Annotated in this window: 19 protein-coding genes; 8 read left to right on the top strand and 11 right to left on the bottom strand. The window is 38.5% G+C overall.

Annotation, left to right across the window (positions count from 1 at the left end):
- The first annotated feature begins 3 nt into the window (after positions 1-3).
- Positions 4-1212 (top strand): ABC transporter permease, encoded by a 1209-nt coding sequence (locus tag C9J48_RS05505; protein WP_006229247.1) that lies wholly within the window; start codon positions 4-6, stop codon positions 1210-1212.
- A complete protein-coding gene (locus C9J48_RS05500; protein WP_006229248.1) occupies positions 1209-2381 on the top strand; it encodes an ABC transporter permease in 1173 nt (390 codons plus the stop codon). Before C9J48_RS05505 ends, C9J48_RS05500 begins: the two co-directional genes overlap by 4 nt.
- 262 nt (positions 2382-2643) lie before the next feature.
- Here the strand turns inward: C9J48_RS05500 and C9J48_RS05495 are convergent, their stop codons facing one another.
- Positions 2644-3561, bottom strand: a complete 918-nt coding sequence (locus C9J48_RS05495) for a LysR family transcriptional regulator (RefSeq protein ID WP_006229249.1) — start codon at positions 3559-3561, stop codon at positions 2644-2646.
- 102 nt (positions 3562-3663) lie between these two features.
- Between C9J48_RS05495 and C9J48_RS05490 the strand changes: the two genes are divergently transcribed.
- Together C9J48_RS05490 and C9J48_RS05485 are read left to right on the top strand one after the other, a co-directional pair.
- Positions 3664-4146, top strand: a complete 483-nt coding sequence (locus C9J48_RS05490; RefSeq protein WP_006229250.1) for a DMT family transporter — start codon at positions 3664-3666, stop codon at positions 4144-4146.
- Positions 4143-4607 (top strand): DMT family transporter, encoded by a 465-nt coding sequence (locus tag C9J48_RS05485; RefSeq protein ID WP_006229251.1) that lies wholly within the window; start codon positions 4143-4145, stop codon positions 4605-4607. The genes C9J48_RS05490 and C9J48_RS05485 overlap by 4 nt, the downstream gene beginning before the upstream one ends.
- A 116-nt stretch (positions 4608-4723) precedes the next feature.
- Here the strand turns inward: C9J48_RS05485 and C9J48_RS05480 are convergent, their stop codons facing one another.
- Both C9J48_RS05480 and C9J48_RS05475 read right to left on the bottom strand, forming a co-directional pair.
- Positions 4724-5191 (bottom strand): CreA family protein, encoded by a 468-nt coding sequence (locus tag C9J48_RS05480; protein ID WP_006229252.1) that lies wholly within the window; start codon positions 5189-5191, stop codon positions 4724-4726.
- Positions 5192-5550: 359 nt separating this feature from the next.
- Entirely contained in the window at positions 5551-6450 is a 900-nt protein-coding gene (locus C9J48_RS05475) for an AraC family transcriptional regulator (RefSeq protein WP_006229253.1), read from the bottom strand.
- A 191-nt stretch (positions 6451-6641) separates the two neighbouring features.
- Between C9J48_RS05475 and C9J48_RS05470 the strand changes: the two genes are divergently transcribed.
- Positions 6642-7568, top strand: coding sequence for a DMT family transporter (locus C9J48_RS05470; RefSeq protein ID WP_242610795.1), 927 nt, complete (start codon positions 6642-6644; stop codon positions 7566-7568).
- Positions 7569-7961: 393 nt separating this feature from the next.
- Positions 7962-8291 (top strand): hypothetical protein, encoded by a 330-nt coding sequence (locus C9J48_RS05465; protein ID WP_006229255.1) that lies wholly within the window; start codon positions 7962-7964, stop codon positions 8289-8291.
- A gap of 123 nt (positions 8292-8414) precedes the next feature.
- Here C9J48_RS05465 and C9J48_RS05460 read toward each other — a convergent pair whose 3' ends face one another.
- The 6 genes from C9J48_RS05460 to ovoA form a co-directional block, all read right to left on the bottom strand.
- Complete coding sequence (locus tag C9J48_RS05460) at positions 8415-9482, bottom strand: hypothetical protein (RefSeq protein WP_006229256.1); 1068 nt, start codon at positions 9480-9482, stop codon at positions 8415-8417.
- A gap of 56 nt (positions 9483-9538) precedes the next feature.
- A complete protein-coding gene (locus tag C9J48_RS05455; protein WP_006229257.1) occupies positions 9539-10357 on the bottom strand; it encodes a mechanosensitive ion channel family protein in 819 nt (272 codons plus the stop codon).
- A 211-nt stretch (positions 10358-10568) separates the two neighbouring features.
- On the bottom strand, positions 10569-11012 hold the full coding sequence (locus C9J48_RS05450; protein ID WP_006229258.1) for an META domain-containing protein: 444 nt from the start codon (positions 11010-11012) through the stop codon (positions 10569-10571).
- Between the two features lie 68 nt (positions 11013-11080).
- The gene (locus C9J48_RS05445) at positions 11081-11320 is read right to left on the bottom strand and encodes a hypothetical protein (protein WP_006229259.1); all 240 of its coding nucleotides are present in this window, start codon (positions 11318-11320) and stop codon (positions 11081-11083) included.
- 236 nt (positions 11321-11556) lie between these two features.
- Positions 11557-11865, bottom strand: a complete 309-nt coding sequence (locus tag C9J48_RS05440; RefSeq protein ID WP_006229260.1) for a cysteine-rich CWC family protein — start codon at positions 11863-11865, stop codon at positions 11557-11559.
- A 139-nt stretch (positions 11866-12004) separates the two neighbouring features.
- A complete protein-coding gene (gene ovoA / locus C9J48_RS05435; RefSeq protein WP_036802607.1) occupies positions 12005-14119 on the bottom strand; it encodes a 5-histidylcysteine sulfoxide synthase in 2115 nt (704 codons plus the stop codon).
- 265 nt (positions 14120-14384) lie between these two features.
- Between ovoA and C9J48_RS05430 the strand changes: the two genes are divergently transcribed.
- Positions 14385-14948: a hypothetical protein gene (locus C9J48_RS05430; RefSeq protein ID WP_036802610.1), complete on the top strand. Its 564-nt coding sequence runs from the start codon at positions 14385-14387 to the stop codon at positions 14946-14948.
- A gap of 120 nt (positions 14949-15068) precedes the next feature.
- Here C9J48_RS05430 and C9J48_RS05425 read toward each other — a convergent pair whose 3' ends face one another.
- On the bottom strand, positions 15069-15377 hold the full coding sequence (locus C9J48_RS05425) for a hypothetical protein (RefSeq protein WP_006229263.1): 309 nt from the start codon (positions 15375-15377) through the stop codon (positions 15069-15071).
- 485 nt (positions 15378-15862) lie between these two features.
- The gene (lhgD, locus tag C9J48_RS05420; protein WP_006229264.1) at positions 15863-17056 is read right to left on the bottom strand and encodes an L-2-hydroxyglutarate dehydrogenase; all 1194 of its coding nucleotides are present in this window, start codon (positions 17054-17056) and stop codon (positions 15863-15865) included.
- Positions 17057-17288: 232 nt separating this feature from the next.
- On the opposite strand from lhgD, the gene C9J48_RS05415 reads away from it, so the two are divergent.
- Complete coding sequence (locus tag C9J48_RS05415; RefSeq protein WP_006229265.1) at positions 17289-17780, top strand: GNAT family N-acetyltransferase; 492 nt, start codon at positions 17289-17291, stop codon at positions 17778-17780.
- The last annotated feature ends 55 nt before the right edge of the window (positions 17781-17835 follow it).

Raw genomic sequence — 17835 nt, 5'->3', positions numbered from 1 at the left:
TTTATGGCTTTTTCTACACAATGTTACCGTGAGTGGCGAATACTTGCATCCGACAGTTGGCTGAAAGCCATGGTTTTTTGGCTGCCTGTTGTACTGTTTTTTAGTATGTGGCTTATTTTCTCTGCGGGTATAGCGCGTGATTTGCCTATTGGTGTTGTTGACCTTGACCACAGCCGCTTGTCTCGTGGTTTAGTGCGTTATTATGACGCGAGCCCAACACTGGCTGTCACTCATGTCTATACATCTGCGACTGAGGGGAGTCATGCTCTTAAAAATGCAGATATATATGCGTTGGTTGTACTGCCAGCCCAATTAGAGCAAAATACGTTATTAGGGCATGCTCCTGAAATAACGGCTTTTTATAATAGCCAATATATCTTAATTGGTAAGCTGATCAATTCTGCGATGGTGCAAGCCCAAGGGACTTATACCGCAGGAATCGACACGCTAAAAAACATGGCGGATGGTTCACCAGTTCCATTGCAAGCATTGGGACAGGCTGTTCCTATCCAAAGCCAGATTACGCCATTATTTAATAGTAATAGTCACTACGGGCAATTCTTGGTTTCTGCCGCAATTCCCGCTATCTGGCAGATATTGATAGTCGCCACTACGGTATTGGCTATATCGGCAGAATTTCGGCAACAAGGTATATCGGCATGGTTAGCAAATAGTCCGATTAATCACGTTATTGCAAAACTACTTCCCTATACCCTATTGTTTTGGTTACAAGGCTTCATATTCTTGTGGGCTATGTACGGTGTGCTTGAATGGCCGATGCACGGCAGTTGGCTTATTTTGAGTTTGTCGCAATTGCTTATGGTTGTGGCTTGCCAAAGTATGGGGGCTGCTTTCTTTCTGCTAACTCTTGATTCAACACGCGCAATAAGCTTAGTGGCTGGATTTACTGCGCCTGCCTTTGCGTTCATGGGGGTTACTTTTCCTGCGACGGATATGCCGTTCTTAGCACAGTTATGGCGAGCAATGTTACCTGTTAGTCATTATATAGAAATTCAAATCCAGCAGGTTGATTATGGTGCTTCATTAGCTGACGCCATACCCAATATGATTGCACTAGCGTGTTTCGGGTTTGTTTTATTGGTTGCGATGATGAAAGCGAAAAAAATTGCCACAGTCTCTAATAGCGCTGTAAATGTAGTTACTAAGAATGCTGTGTCGAAACATTCTGAAAATAAAGGAACGCAAGCATGAGTTGGCGTACGCTTTTCAAGTTTGAATTGACGGCAATTTTTACTAATCCATCACTGCTTTTTACTGTATTTGGTGGTGTGCTAATTTATTCGTTTCTTTATCCATTGCCGTATTCTCAGCAGTTACCACGCGAGCAAACTATCGCGGTAGTGAATTTGGATAATAGCCAAATGAGCAGAGAACTAGAGCGGATGGTTGATGCTACGCCTCAAGTAAATATTACCAAGCATGTTTATAGTATTGAAGAAGCTAAGTCATTACTGATTAAAGGTGATGTACATGGTTTGATGGTGATACCCACTAATTTCTATCGTGATGTACTCTTGGGAAAAAGCCCAACAGTTGCGTACGCGGGTGATGCTTCATATTTCTTAGTGTACGGTACGATAGTAGAAGGTTTAGCAACTGCTGGTGGCACATTGGGGGCTAAAGCTAAAGTCTCTCGTATGGTGATGTCTGGTGATAACCTCGTGTTAGCATCAGAACAGTATTCTGCAATGAAGCTGAATATGCGCCCAGTATTTAACCCGACTATGGGGTACATAAATTATGTTGTACCTGCGGTATTCGTATTGATCTTACATCAAACATTGATGATTGCTGCGGGAATGCTTGGCGGTGGACAGAATGAATATCGCCTGCAAGGTGGTACAGGGTATTGGTTACGTTACAGTGCATGGAAAATCGTGTTGGTTCGTACTTTCTTATTGATGTTGATATATATCCCGCTTGTTGCCTATTATTTTGGTTACAGCTTCTCTAGTTATCACATAAGCCGCTTAGCATCGATATCTGATTTAGTCGCAATGACCATTCCATTTTTGCTGGCGGTTATCTTTGTTGGAATAATCATTGGCCAGCTGATTCCGCGACGTGAGTTAGCAACATTAATTATTCTGTTAAGTTCATTGCCTTTAGTTTTTGCTGCGGGATTTATTTGGCCTGTGTCGGCAATTCCAGCACCTATTAATGCACTCGCTCAGTTAGTGCCATCAACCCCCGCAATAAATGGATTCTTGCGGTTGAACCAGATGGGAGCAAGCTTTGAACAGGTGATTAATTGGTGGGGGCAGTTATGGCTGCAAGCACTCGTATATGGTTGTATCGCGGTATTTCTTGTTAAGCGTAACCAAGAGCAAGGCTGCGTGAAACAAGTGCCAGCGGAATAAACAGAAGTTGTTATAATACCAACCTAAATAAGTATCTGTTCATTATTGCTGGTTAAAATCGATAATAACTGCGTTAGAAATTTTATAATTAGAACCACTAGTTACTTCAGTTTCCATCTTGTTCTTACCGATTTTTTCTGCGCAAATTTATGACCATTTACTTATCCAGATTGGTATAACACTGTATGTAATGAGCTAAAATAGAAAGCCTGATGAGATAATCATCAGGCTTTTTTTAGATGTTCAGCCTCTTTGATGGTTGCTATAGGCTTTGATTTAAATCCCAAGACGCCGACTTTTCATCAATATAGTTTTTTAGATACGCTAAGAAGATACTGATTTTTGCAGGAATATGTTTTCTCTCTGGTAGCATCGCATAGATGGCATGTTTGGGCAGTTCATATTCAGGTATTAGCGAAATCAAGTTACCTTGTTCGATCGCAGAAGCAACGATGAAGGTTGGCATCTGACAAACACCTAATCCAGTCAATAATCCTTCAAATAAAGCATCACTATTATTAACGCAATAGTTACCTTTTGGCACGACACTGATTTGTCCTTCTGGGCCATTAAAGCGCCATTCAGATCCTGCTTGAAAGTAGGAATAGCTTAAACAGTTATGATGAGCAAGATCGAGTGGTGTACTTGGTGTGCCATGTTTTTTAAGGTAATCAGGGGATGCACATAATACGCTATGGCAGGGAGCGATACGCTTAGCGATAAGACTTGAATCAGGTAATTTTCCAATACGTATTGCGATATCGAAACTGCCAGATATTAAATCGACGACCTTGTCATCCATCATCATCTCGACTTTGATCTTCGGATTGTCCTGCAAGAATTTTGGAATCATAGGTGCAATATGTAAGCGTCCGAATACCATAGGAACATTGAGCCTTAATGTACCTTGCGGTTGCTCTTGAAGCATTGATATCGCATCTTCGCCTTCATTTGCAATGGTCAGGGCATTACGAGCATAATCGAAATATTGCTCACCAGCTTCGGTTAAACTTAAACGTCTTGTCGTGCGTTGTAATAGCTGTATACCAAGCTTGGCTTCGAGCTGGCTTATTCGTTTACTGACCGCAGACTTGGTTACTCCTAATTTTTCTCCCGCTAGAGAAAAACTGCCACACTCTACCACTGCTACAAAGACGGGAATTGCAGAGAAAACGTCCATATTGTCAACATATACTCAACGATGATTTTCCAAACGATATATTATCAATAAAATAATAACAATATAAAATGCAGCTATTGTAATTTATATGGTGAATAACTGATGGCTGTACCTAATTTTAATATTGTTCTTGCACTTATTGGCGGTGCCTTATTAGCCCTTATGATTAAATTGAATAGCGCTTTAGCCTTTTTTACATCGCCAGTTGCTGCTTCTTGGGCTGCACACCTAGTGGGTACCATCATTGCGCTTTTATTGATGGCAATAGTCAGTAAGACAATTCAGCCTAAAGCCGTAAATATAAACCAAAGTGCTACTAATGTTTCAGCCCCTATGTGGAGCTACTTTGGCGGTATTCCTGGAGCTTTAGTCGTAATGTTGGCAGCTGTAACCGTAAATAGTGAATTAGGCTTGGCGGGTACTTTAGTTTTGGGCTTATTAGGCCAAGTTTGTTTTGGCCTGACGTGTGATTATTTTGGCCTGTTTGGTGTGATGAAAAAAGAGTTAAAACGCGATCAATTATTTACTGTTTTACCGATTCTTGCTGGCAGTTTTTTGATTATAGTTTTTAGGGGAACAGCATGATCTGGATGATATTGCTAGCGTTATGCAATGGTCTATTAATTGGTTTTTGCCGGGCTCTTAATGGACGTTTAAGCCAAGATAAGGGACCATTCACCGCATCATTTTACAATCATGCTATTGGGGCTTTACTGCTTACATTTATTGTTATTATATTTAGCGTTGCTTCAATTATTCCACTTACGTTATCCAATGTTTGGTTAGAGGTTTCATCATCAGGCTGGCAGGAAACCCCACTCTTTACTTATTTAGGCGGTGTTATTGGTGCTTTGTATGTGGCAATTAACAGTCATGTTCTTACCCGTATTGGGGCGTTAAAAACGGCCTTATTTGTAATAAGTGGTCAAATGATTACGGGGGTAATATTTGATATTAGTGAACAGTCTATGACGGCAGCGGTAGCACAGTTGCTAGGTGTCGGACTGATTATTATGGGTATTTATCGCTCACAGCATCGAAGTTGATTGTACGAATTAGTGTGAAGTTGTCTCTTTTTCAACGTCAATAAACACACTTATGTTTAGTTGAAAAAGAGACAGAATCAAATTCTGGAGTGGGTATATCAATTGTGAATGTTATTTTATGGTTGTACTACAGGCGCTTGGTATGCTTTAGTTCCCCATAAAGGCACTGTTGATAGGCTGTGCTTAAAGCTACCCTCAGTTTCTTTGGTCGTGTAAGACAAATAGAGCAGGGTTTGATTATCAGCATCGTAGATACGTCTAACTTTCATCGTTTTGAAGAAAATACTTTTAGATTTCTTAAATACGACTTCCCCAGATTTACTCTTATCGATAGTAGCAAGCATTTCTGGTGTTATATCACCGGTTTGACGACAAGAAATTGAGCTATCACTTGGATCTGAAAGACTTAAATTGGCTTCAACAGATGCGATGTGACAGGTTATTCCTGGAATCTTATCATCATCTAAATTCGAAATTTTTATATCCTTCATGGTGAACATTCCCAAGGATACATCACCAACCTCATTGTCAGAACAACCAGCGAGTAGGGTAGCCAGACCAATTGCGAAGAGGATCTTCTTCATAAAACAAATCCTTTTTAAATAGAAAGCGATATGATCGATTGTAGGGTATTAACTCTATGAATGAAACGAGCATTTTGAGGTAATACCAAATCCATTAATTATCTGCCCATTCAGAATACCACTGGGAGTCGAGTTCAAGGATAGTGTTTGATAGAAGAGTGGTTCTCTTTTGAAATCGCTAGACACAGAAGTTGGCTTCCAGTGGTGTTCCCTTTGGGCGAGTTTAAAATACTTTTATACTGCGTTAATAAATTTCAATTTAGAGCCACTAGATTCTCAATTTATCTCCTTGCCTAAAAGCATTTTAACTCTCGCTGAACTGATCAGATAATTAATGGATTTGGTATAACTTAGGTATATTAACGTTGCAGCTGGCGATACTTAGCCGGAGTTATCGAAAAAAACGTTTTAAAGTGCAGTGTAAAATGAGGCTGTGAAGAAAAGCCACATTGTATGGCGATATCAGCCAGAGGGTGCTGGGTTGTCTTTAATAACATTGCAGCGAGTTGTGTACGTAGTTTGAGTACATATTGATGAGGAGGGGATCCGAATGACTGATGAAACATGCGAGAGAAGTGAAATTCACTTAATTCAGCTATATTTGCAAGTTGCTCAATAGTGATCTTTGAAGCTAAATGGTCATGAATATATTCATTGATTCGCTTTGCTACGATGGGTGATAAGCCACCTGTAATATTGGGCATGTTAAATTGAACATTACAGTGATTTTTTAATAAGTGTACGTAAACAATCTGCTGAATGTGCGTAAAAGCGAGAGTATCTGAACGGTCATGCCAATTTAGTGGCAATAAGGTGTGATGGAATATATTGCTCAAATAGCTGTCATCAACAAATGTTTGATCCATTAATTCAATATTTCGACCTTCTTTATCGAATGCTTTTTCGAATGTACTTTGTAGGTGGTTATGCCCAAAGTAGAGATGTAAAAACTTAAAGCGAGAACTAAACCGCCACTGAGATTGATGTTCTGCGGGCATTAAACAAAGTTTATTAGGGGCTCCATATAAAGGTTTAGCGCGATTGTATAATCGATGAGTTTTTTCACCGCCATCAAGATAAAAACTTAACGTGTGGTGATCAGGTTTACAGTAATTAGCCTGACCGTTTTCATTACTCCATATAGCCGCTCCACTACCATTTGGTAACCATAATTGGTTATGTAGGGTAGCGGTATTGTTTTGTAACGTGTTGAAAATAGCGTTATTTTCTGTTTCTTTACAGACACTTTTTTCTATCAATGCAAACCTTAATATCGTGGTAATCAGTAACTTCTAGGAGTAATGATACAAGCTTTTAACAACTTTTATATATTAAGTATGAATTAACCGCAAGAACATATAATTCCCCGCAATAACCTGTAATTCATTTGTTTCTTAGCTGTGTATCTTGATTCTGTCGTTGCTGTCACGATGTTAGTAAGAAGGAATGAATGATGAATTTGATACTGTATTTTTCAACGGTGTTAATTTGGGGAACAACGTGGTTAGCTATTGCCTTTCAAATAGGGGATGCCCCTGTTACTTTGTCTGTTAGCTATCGGTTTGGGGTAGCTGCTGCAGTCTTGGTGTTGTTATTAGTATTAAAAGGCGTATCGCTTAAAATTTCGAAGAAAAATCATTTGTTTGCCTTATCGCTAGGTGGCTTTTTATTTTCGACGAATTTCATCTGTTTTTATTATGCGACCTATTACATTCCTAGTGGTCTTAATGCGGTTATCTTCTCGCTAGCACCATTGTTGAATGCGTTTAATGGTTGGCTTTTTTTACGCAATACACCCGATAAACGTGTTATTCAGGGCGGTATTGTTGGTGTTATTGGCGTCTTGCTATTATTTCTTCCACAAATATTATCAACAGAAACCAATCAACTGGCGATTTTTGGGTTAGTTCTTTCTCTTGCTGGTACTTATTGTTTTTCATGTGGGAATTTTATTTCATCTAAAGCACAGTCACTGCACATGCCTTTGTTACCGACAACAGCTTGGGGGATGGCATATGGCAGTGGGTTTTTATTAATACTTACCATTGCGATGGGCAATGAAATTTTACTGCCAATGGATAAAGATTACTTATTATCATTGTTATACCTTGCCATTTTTGGTTCTGTAATCGGTTTTAATACGTACTTATTACTGGTGGGGCGTATTGGCCCGCAAAAAGCTGCCTACTGCACCGTGTTGTTTCCTATCATCGCGCTAATGCTGTCGACGTGGTTTGAAGGGTACGAGTGGCAGTGGCCTGCAATAGTGGGTGTTGTTATGGTGATTATGGGTAATTTGCGTGTGTTTGGCATAGATAGCCAATGGTTGAATCGATACCGCCTTTTCAGACAACGTTTACTGGATTCATCAAGTTAAAAAAAGCCGACTTGAGAAAGTCGGCAAGAGACGAGTAAAGAGTACATATGACATTGATAGCGAGATTTACATATGCTTACGTCATGCAATTTGCTTAATATTGAACACTACGTGCTCAATTACCAATAGGATCACTCTAGTGCTTGGAAGATTAAACTTTTAAACAATGTTTATTTTTTTGATTCAACCTTTTGAAAATAAACGTTATTACTACTGTTTTTTTATAGGTGTGACTATTCTTTTCTTCACTAATAAGGTGTTTTTTTTAAGAAAATAGTCATTTGAACTTTTATTTAACAAAAAATACACATAGGATAAAGAATACTTAAATTTAATAAGAGGAGTGTTTTTAGGGGGGAGAATCTTTACACATTAATAATTCTGGAGGATAAGATGTCGAATATCATAGCTTTTCCAGTAAAAGAGCAGCCAAAAGAATTGTCACCACTAGAAGTCGTTGTTGAGCAGGAGTTACTTGATATTGGTGCAGACCCAATGATGGCGAGAGTAATAGTAGAGCGCATGGAAAAGTTCTTAGTATTAGCCTCATTTGAGTTTGATATGACCATGTCGGTGTCGAAAGAATGTGTAGATGAAATGCGTGAATCAGTATTTCCAGCCATTACCAAAATGGAGACCAATATTAAAGATGCAATGAATGAATTAATGACAGAAAGAGTGTTGCACGAAATTCAGTTGTACCGACTTGAGCAACAAGCCTAATCAACCAGCGTCATGTATTCGAAGTTAGTAATACGATCCGCAGTTAAACAGACAAAATATAATGAATAGTTCAATTTGAATACCGCTGCCATTATCGCAGCGGTTTTTCGTTCATGCTTATATTTATTGATTCTTCATAGGGGGGAGTTTGTCGCCAGCAGAGTGCTCGCCTATTTGCCATAATTTCTCAGCTTTAGACCCTATAGCCCAGAAGCTAAGCGCTAAAACGGCAAAAAATATTGCTTTATGTGACGATTCCCAAAAGTATTCAAAGTAGCGAGTATAAAAGTTAATAAGAAGAAAGGTGATACCAAAACTACGACTTAATGTGTCATTGAATTTAATACCGACATAAATAGCAATTAAACAAACAATAACAGCCAAGATAGACCAATGGAGCAATTCAATTTGTTTTATTTGAGACCAAGCAGCGATATCACCATAATTACCAAAAATAGAAAGTAGCCACAGCGACATAAACAGGTAAAGCAACCCAACAAATCGGGTAGGTTCTTGTAAGCGCTCGTGTTTAGGGTATTTAGGGAACAATAGGCTTAACGCAGTAATTGCTGCACCAACAAAAACAAAGCGCAGAGGGTGGTTCATACCTAAAAAGTAGGCATCCCAATCAGATAAAAAGCTTGTTTCTGTTAACACCCAGACACCAAAAGTGAACAATGCAAATAGCCAAATTAAGATTGATGATAAGCGTAAACCAAGAACCGCATAAATGGATGTTAGCAGTAAAAGTAGTGGGGCATCATGGGTATCACCGTATAAAGATGTTGCACCTAAAAAGCCGACAGAGACTGCTGTCATTAAGACACCAAAGAAAAATGTTGCTTCATTACTGATATTTTTTTCTGGATATTTACGTCGGCGGCGAATACCTACTGCATATAATCCCACAGCCATAATCGCGGTTACTATTGATATTACACCAGCAGGAGCGTCAAAGATCTTGGCGAGTAAGTCTAATAGGTAATCATCGGCAAGTAAGACTCCTACCGAGATAATGAGGCATGTAATCGCAATCCAAAACGAATATACAGCCAATAACTTCCAATCAAAACCGACAATCTGCATGCTTTGTCGTAATGTATTAGCTTGATCTGCATTGATCGTGAGTTTTTCTTCCCAAGAATCAATAGCATTGTTTAGTATTTGCGCTTTCTTTTTACTTACTTTCATTATCACGGCCTGTTATTAATCCGTTGTAATGTAGCGAAACCCACCTTGAATGTAAATTATGGCCCGTAAACCAGCCTCATAAAATCTGATGTTATGTGTTGCTCTAATTCGGCTGCTTGCTCTGTTGGGCAAAATATTGTGATATGCATTACGCTTTCACCGGTACAATTTGTACCAATATGAATGTGTGGTTCTGCCCCAGGTAAATCAACACCAGCATGTCGCTCAATAACACTGTTGTAGCGTCGTGCAACGTCAATAAATTCTTCGCTATAGTCGTTGATATTGCTGATTAGCTCATCATGGTACGAGAACAAATTACGCTCTTTTGGCCCAACAATCGTGAAGTTATGATAAACGTAGCGTTTCATAAAATTCATATTTTTGATGGTGTGTGAAAAGAACATGCTATTGGGCAGTGTTAGTGTCTTTCCCGTGTAATCGTAACGGTTATGCGCGATATCAATTTCCTGAATCTTCGTTGATAGCATTGTATGTTCAATCACTTCGCCGCGAAGATCACCGACTTCGATCCAGTCTCCAATTGTAAAGGAGCTAGATGATGCGCGATGAATCGATCCTGTTATGCAAAGAATCATTTCTTTAGAGGCAATAACAACGGCCATAGCAATAGCCGTTAAAGACAGTGCGAACTCTTTTATTTCTGAATTCCAAATACCAAAAATAGTGATAATAATGAGAATCGCAAAACCATTTTTTGTACGAGACATCCATTGGCGTTGTTTTTCACTAATGAAATTGTGATCGCCTCGGATGATTTTTAACACTAATACTCGTAGTAATAATAAAGTCGTGATTATTACTAGGGTTGTAATGATTTTGTGCTCAATGGCGAAAGTTAAGAGTTCAAGCATTGCTGTGTTAAGTGCCTTGTTAATGTTCAGAAAGAGTATGGTTGTGTAGAAAAGATGCGCAGTATACGCTTGGGTTTCGAACAGTAAAGTGTTTTTGTGATGAAAAATAAACAAAAAATGAAATATGAAAATCATGCCGTCTAATTCGGTTGATTAAGCACATTATTGACGTGAAAAATGTAGGGCTAAGTGTACTTTTTGAATGTGAATATTACTGGTCGTTATCTTCTAAAATATCTTCAGGCATAAAGGTTAAAATATGCTGTTCTGATGTTAGTGTTAACACATCATTTTCTAATGCTATGCTGCTCCATTCCTGCAGAGATACCGTCATTATCGATTCAGTGGTTGCTTGATCATCTTGAATACAGGCCATTTTTGTCGAGCTCAGCGTGTTGATTTTAAACTTATTGTCTTTGATTTCCGCTTGCCCAGTAAAACGATTACAACCACCAAATCCAGATACCTTAAGGTCAGAATCGATAGCCATATTGGGAATAACTCTTGGCTCCTTTATGGTGATTTCTTTTCCATCGATGTTAGTTAAAACCCAGTCTTGCTGTAGGTTTTTACTGGAAAAGCCGATTTGTTCATTATCCTCACAACCTGCAAGTAATAATGGCGTAAAGATACCTGCTAGTAACCACTTCCTCATTGTGAGCCCCTTTGTTTTATGGATCTTATATTTTTCAGATAGTGTCATTTTAGCAGCATTATCAATGACTATTTGTGCTGATTTCGACCAAAGTAGTTATCTTGACCTTTATTTAAACGGAGTCCTTTATCTTTTTCTCGTGCGTAGGCTTCCATTGCTTGCTGTGCATCGCAGTAACTTTCGTTTTTTTTAAAAGCATCACGAGTAATGTCGATGGTACGTTCTGCAATCTGCCGTTCTTGTAGCGCAAGGGTATTATCACTATAAATAATTTGCTGATTAACAATGAGCAGTTCAAGATTTTTCATACAAGCCTGTTCATTCTGCATGACCGTTGTGATGTTATTTGAAGCGTACGAGAAACATGATAGAAAAAGTGTAGCGATAAAAATAAAAACATTAAGCATAGATGGTGGCAACTAGTTGTTTGGTAAAAGGATTATATAAACACAACCATATATATCAAGCACTTATATGCCAGATAGTTGAGGTTGCAGCAGAAGATCACATTCTAAGTAATTAAATACGGGAGACTTTGCGAAAATTAATCTTGAAGAGGTAAGGAGGATAAACACGCTCGACAAACGCAACTTCCAGCTTCTAGGTTCGATGTATCGCGTTTGGTTAGCTCAAAACACCAACATGTTGATTTTCCAGCGCTGATCTCACAGTAAGCAGGCTTTCCGCATAGGCTGCAGGCATGTGTGGTGCGTAATCCTTTGATCTCATCGATTGTTTTGATATGTTCATCATCAGACATTTGACGCCATTCTCCTACTTCACTCATTGTGCGTAAACAGCCACTGCACACACCATCGTTATTTTTACATTTACCAACACAAGGTGTTTTCACTGTTTAATCCAATCTTGAGTACTAAGAGCGCGTAATGTATCAGAATAAAAGCGCAACCTACAGCCTGTAAGCTGCACTTGTTGCTTGAATCCAGATGCGATATACCCAAGTTACCTCAAGATGCTGGATTAAGAGAGCATCAGCGTTTTCGCCAAATTGTCATTTCAGACAAGCTGTGTTGAAATTTGCGTTTTGTTTCTCTAATCACAAAAGGAATTTCTTTTACTGCAATAAGCTCAAATCGGCTGATTAAGTTTTCTGTTAGTCCATCTAAGGTTGTAAAGTTCTCGCCATGTACTTTTGTGCCTCCTAACCAGTTATCTTTATTTGTGTAATCTTCTAACCAAGTATATGGAGAGGTAATCACTAAATAACCACCTGTATTAATACGATCATAGATCGAAGATAAAAATTGCTTAGGATCACCAAGGCGATCAATCAAATTAGAGGCATAAATAAGATCATAGCCAGTATATTGAGATTTCAAGTTGCAGGCGTCTCCTTGCATAAAGCTGACTTTATCGGCTATATCAACATAGTTAAGTTCAGCCAACGTTATGCTTTTAAATTCAACTAAATCACCTTCTGTTCGGATGGTATATCGCTTTTCACCTTGTTCAATAAGCGTGCAGGCTTGCTGAATAAAACGAGCAGAAAAATCTAATCCATCAACATGGTCAAATGTTTTGGCGAGTTCAAACGTAGCACGTCCAACAGAACAACCGATATCAAGGGCTTTGGTTCTATGAGTGAGTTGCAGTTCTTGTAAGCATTGCTTCACACCATTAACGCAGAAGTTTTCAACCGAAAAATATTCAGAACCATAGTGAAATTCAAGGTACTGTGAAATAAGTTCATCGGTTTCATATACGTTGATTTGCGCCATCTCTTCAGGTTTTTGGTTTGATTCTACGTAGCGAAATCCTGCATGCTGATAAAAATGTCGGCGGAAAGCATAACGAGACGCTTTAATAGACTCGTTGCCGGTTGAGATCCAAGATCCCCCTTTAATTAAGTTATGTAGGCCATCAAAGGTAGGGGTAGAGAAGTCATCATATAAAGGATGAACCTGAAAGCCGTTAAAGCCGTCTATGGGAGTTTCTGTCCATTGCCATACATTACCGATCACATCGTACAGGCCGTTATGTTCAAAGCGGTTCACAGGGCAAGAAGATGCAAAGTATTCTAAATGGATATTCCCCGGAGCTTCAGACCAATACGGAGAATCGGTATCGATGTTATCGCGTAATAGATACCATTCGGCTTCAGTCAGCAAGCGAATGTTAGTATTGCTTTGTTCTGCTTTCCAATTGCAAAACGCTTTTGCTTCTAGTTGATTAACTTCAACTGGCCAGTTTAAAGGTAAGGGGATCTCACTTGATAGGTTACGCTGTAACAGCTTGTTTTCTTCTAACCGCCAAAAACGGGGCATTGTTGCTTTGGTGTAAGCTAACCAACCTTTTCCCTCTTCATTCCAGTATCGTGGTTGTTGATAGCCATCAGCCTTCACAAATTCAAGATACTCCTGATTAGAAACAAGGAATTTAGCGGCTTTAAAGTTATCGACAGTAAAAGGTTGTTCACCAAACTCATTATCCCAACCGTATGTTTGGTCATTATCTTGTCTACCGAGTCGCATGCTTTTCCCTGCAATACTCAGTAAACTGTTGTTGGGTGATTCACCACTGTCAAGGCATGGCATCCAATTACCATGAGGTGTTGTATCAGCCAGAGGTAGCTGGCGAATAATGACGGAAGAGGTTTCTAGGTGAATGCGTTCATGCTCAATGCCCATTAAGATGATCCAGGCAGGATCTGTCTGAGTGATAGGTAAGGGAAGGGGCATCTCATCAATAAATTGGTTGACTAGCGAATACACTTTTTTGCGATAATCTTTAACGGTATCAACCTTTGGCCAGTCATAATGGGCTGCATCAAGATCATCCCACGACATTTCATCTACACCAATGGCGAACATCGATTCAAAGTGGGTGTTTATGCGTGAATCAATGTATTTTCCAAGTTTCAACTTATTGATATAAAAGGCAGCTGTATGCCCAAAGTAAAAAATGAGGGGATGGCGTAATGGTTCTGCTTTTTTGAAATAAGCTTCATCATTATTTATAACTTCAAAGAGGGATTCGTAAAGAGCCCACGTTTGATTGAAATAGTCTTTTAACTCCTGTCGTTTATGTTGTTCAGATAAGCCTGTTAACAGAACGGTTTGAATATTTTTTATTATTTTATTGTGCATGCCTTTGCAAAGCTCCATACAAGAAATCGTTGTTTTAAAGTTACGTGAACTGCAAATGGTATTTTTTTATGCTGATAAGGCTTTCAGGTTGTTATTAAGTCTAGTAAAAACAACCAAATTTGCAGTGCTATCGAAGTCACAGCGAACGATTTGTTTTTAGAACGGTAATTACGTAACTGGAAATGAAAAAGAAGAGTATTTTTTTGCCATACTTAATGTACAACTTAGCCAATGAAGCAAGTGATAAAGGATGAGCAATTTGAAAATGGCATGGCGAATACCAACATGGACATTGGTTGGAATTGGTTTATTACTCAATGTAGTTTCAGCTCTGATGACCAACTTTTACATAGATGATTCAACACGACAAATAAATAGTCAGATTCAACAGCAAGCAAGTAATAACAAATTAATTACATTAATTTGGCAACAAGTTGAAACGGTAGAGCGTAAAAAAGAACATGTGTTAGAGCTTCTTGCAAATAGTGAATATATGAGTAAACCATTAATCCCTGAAATCAAAAATCAAATAATGAAAGACTTAAAATATTGGTTAGGTGAAGAGGTTGTATCATTATCTATTACTGAACTGCCTAATTTGATGGGCAAGATAAATAATGTTCAATTTGAGCAAAGAGAAAAAATAAATCAGCTGTATCTAGATAACTTGGAGTTGATTGATAGTTATACAAGTGAGATGGAATATATATCACAGCTTAGAAGTTTGGCGTTGTTTTTGCAGGTGATTGGGCTTGGGCTCGTTTTATCCAGAGATTTAAATCGTCGTGATTATGATAGAAAAAGCCATGATGAATTTACCGATAAATAGATATACCCAAGTCACCTCAATATGTAGGATTCTCGCTGAAACGAGCATATTGAGGCAACTTGGATATACATAAAAAGAAAAAGTCCCGAATTAATCAGGACTTAAAAATTTTATGACCACTTACTTATTTGTAGAGTGGAAGGCGAAACGTGATGATTTTTTACCAGTTTCTGTGGTTGCTTTGTATTTTACTGAACGTGAATTTTCTAATGTTAATGGAATAAATACACGACCATTTTCATCTGTTTGGTAGCTTTGTTTTTGTTGAGGCACGTTGGCTACAGATACTGAAGCATTAGCAGCTGGAGCGCCATTTTCAGTTACGGTGATCCACGCACCATTGTGTGTATCTGCGACTCGAATATCTGCTAATACGGAAGTAGACATTAAAATCACTGCTGTTGCTGTAATTACTTTCAAGCTAGACATAATCCTCACCTCATCGTTTGGCTATATTGCCATTTTTATAAGAGTTTGTATTCACATCACCTTATAAGACCTGTCCTTCATAAAAAATATTTCAAAATAATAATAATAAATCTAAATTTCTATTATTACAGTATGTTAGATTGCAATGATAAAACTGAGTTCTCATGTTAGTGAAAGTAAACCTTCTGTTTATTTCCTTATATAGCCAAGTATCAAGGCTTATATGTCTTTGGTTTGTTACTTCACTACTGATATCAGTATAGTACCTAGCAATAATTGTACGGGGGTTTTTCAAGTTGGATCAGTTTTAATGATTGAATTTTATTTAATGCTTGATTTCTTAAATGTGATTCAATATATCAAAATGTTCTATCTGTATTGGCGTTATTGTTTTTAAATATTAGCCTTGTTGAAGGTTCGTCTTATAAAATAAAGAAATAAAGATGGTTTTTTATAAGACGAAGTTTATGTGGTTAATATGAATCTTAGCTAACATTCAATTGGTCAACAATATAATCCGCGATAGGGAAGCAGGATGTTGCAGCAGGTGAAGGTGCATTACAAACAATTAAACAATGTTTAGTACGATGAAATAGAAAATCGTCTATTAACTCACCTTCCTGGTTAACTGCCTGAGCACGAATACCTGAAGGGTAGGGAAGTAAATCATCGCGACGAAGTGTCGGGCAATATTTTTGAACAAGTTGTAGATATCCAGATTTCCACACACTATTTTTCAATTCGATCAACGCAGAGTAAAAGTGTTGGCGAATGACTTTACGAAACCCGGGATAGGTAATCATTTCAGCACAGTCTTTTAGGTGAATATGATGCTTGTCGTAGTGTTCACGAGAGAAGTTAATAACAGCATTAGGGCCAACAGTTACGCTACCATCAATCATTCGAGTTAAATGTACGCCAAGAAAGGGTAACTCAGGATCGGGTATTGGATAGATTAGGTGGTGGATTAAGTTATTATGCTGCTTAGGTAATTGATAATAATCTCCTCTGAATGGCACAATTTGGAAATTTGGCTCATCACCCAGCATTCGAACCAGCCTATCTGCTGTTAATCCACCACAAGCGATCAGAGAGTTCGCATGGAAGGTTGTGTTACTTGTTATCACTGTTACACCAGTCTCAGACTCATCTAGGTAGGTAACCTGATGATTGAAGAGTACTTGTCCGCCTGCTTGTTCAATAAGCTCGACAAGTTTTACACAAATTTCTTTATAATTCACAATACCAGTGGTTGGCACATAAATGGCCGCTAGTCCTTCGATATTTGGCTCACGCTCTCTTAATGATTGCTTATCAAGAACTTCAAATTGAATGCCATTTAATCTTGCGCGTTCACCAAGGGCTTCCATTCTCTCTAATTCAGCATCGGATGTTGCAACAAGTAGTTTTCCGCATTCATCAAAGGGAATTTGGTACTTTTCACAAAATTGTTTTATTTCAATATTACCACGGCAACAAAATTGAGATTTTAAAGTACCGGGTGTGTAGTAAATGCCCGCATGTATCACTCCACTATTGTGACCTGTTTGGTGATAAGCCGGTGTCATCTCTTTTTCGACCACAATGATTTGACTCTCGGGGTAGCGTTTTTGTAGCTCCCACGCGGTGCTTAGCCCGATAATTCCTGCACCAATGATCAAATAATCACAATGAACCATGCAAAGTCCTTTTAGCATATTGAAATGGGTTTATACCATGTTAGAAGAAGCGGATGGGTATAACTGTGTGCTGAGCTAAAAATAAGAGATAAATGTTCACCAACAAGGCTCCTTTAGTTAGTCGCTGTAAGTTGCAATAAGTCAGGTACCTTTGATATAGATAATTGTTTTTTATTGCTTAAATGCCATGTTAATGCGATTTTAAAAGAAACTAAATGAACAGGGAGTTCGTATGGAAGTGATAGTGCGCCATCTTGAATCGAAAGATATTGAGCAAGTTAAAAATCTGTACGCAGGAAAGAATGCTTATAGTGGAACACTTCAATTACCGTTGCCTTCGCTTGATGCATGGAATAAGCGCCTAAGTGATTTACCTTCGGGTGTGCATTCATTGGTTGCCGAGAAAGAAGGCGTCATTGTGGGGCAGCTAGGCTTTGAAGTCTGTCAGAATGCGAGACGCAGGCATGTTGCTTCATTTGGTATGGCTGTACATGATGATTACCAAAAACAAGGAATAGGTAGCCAATTGCTTAGTGAGATTATCGATCTTGCTGAAAACTGGCTTAATGTACAGCGTATTGAACTAACAGTTTATACTGATAATCACTCTGCTATCGCCTTATATGAAAAGCATGGTTTCGTGATAGAAGGTGAATCAGTTAATTATGCATTTCGTAATGGGTGCTATGTTAACGTGTATCAAATGGCAAGAGTCAAAAAGTAGCTGTAGAGACTTGCTCTGTAGTCAACCACTGAGAATGAAGAACCTTATGCAGTTT

The sequence above is a fragment of the Photobacterium profundum genome, assembly GCF_003026285.1.
GTDB lineage: Bacteria > Pseudomonadota > Gammaproteobacteria > Enterobacterales > Vibrionaceae > Photobacterium > Photobacterium profundum.
This window is presented reverse-complemented; position numbering and strand designations above follow the sequence as displayed.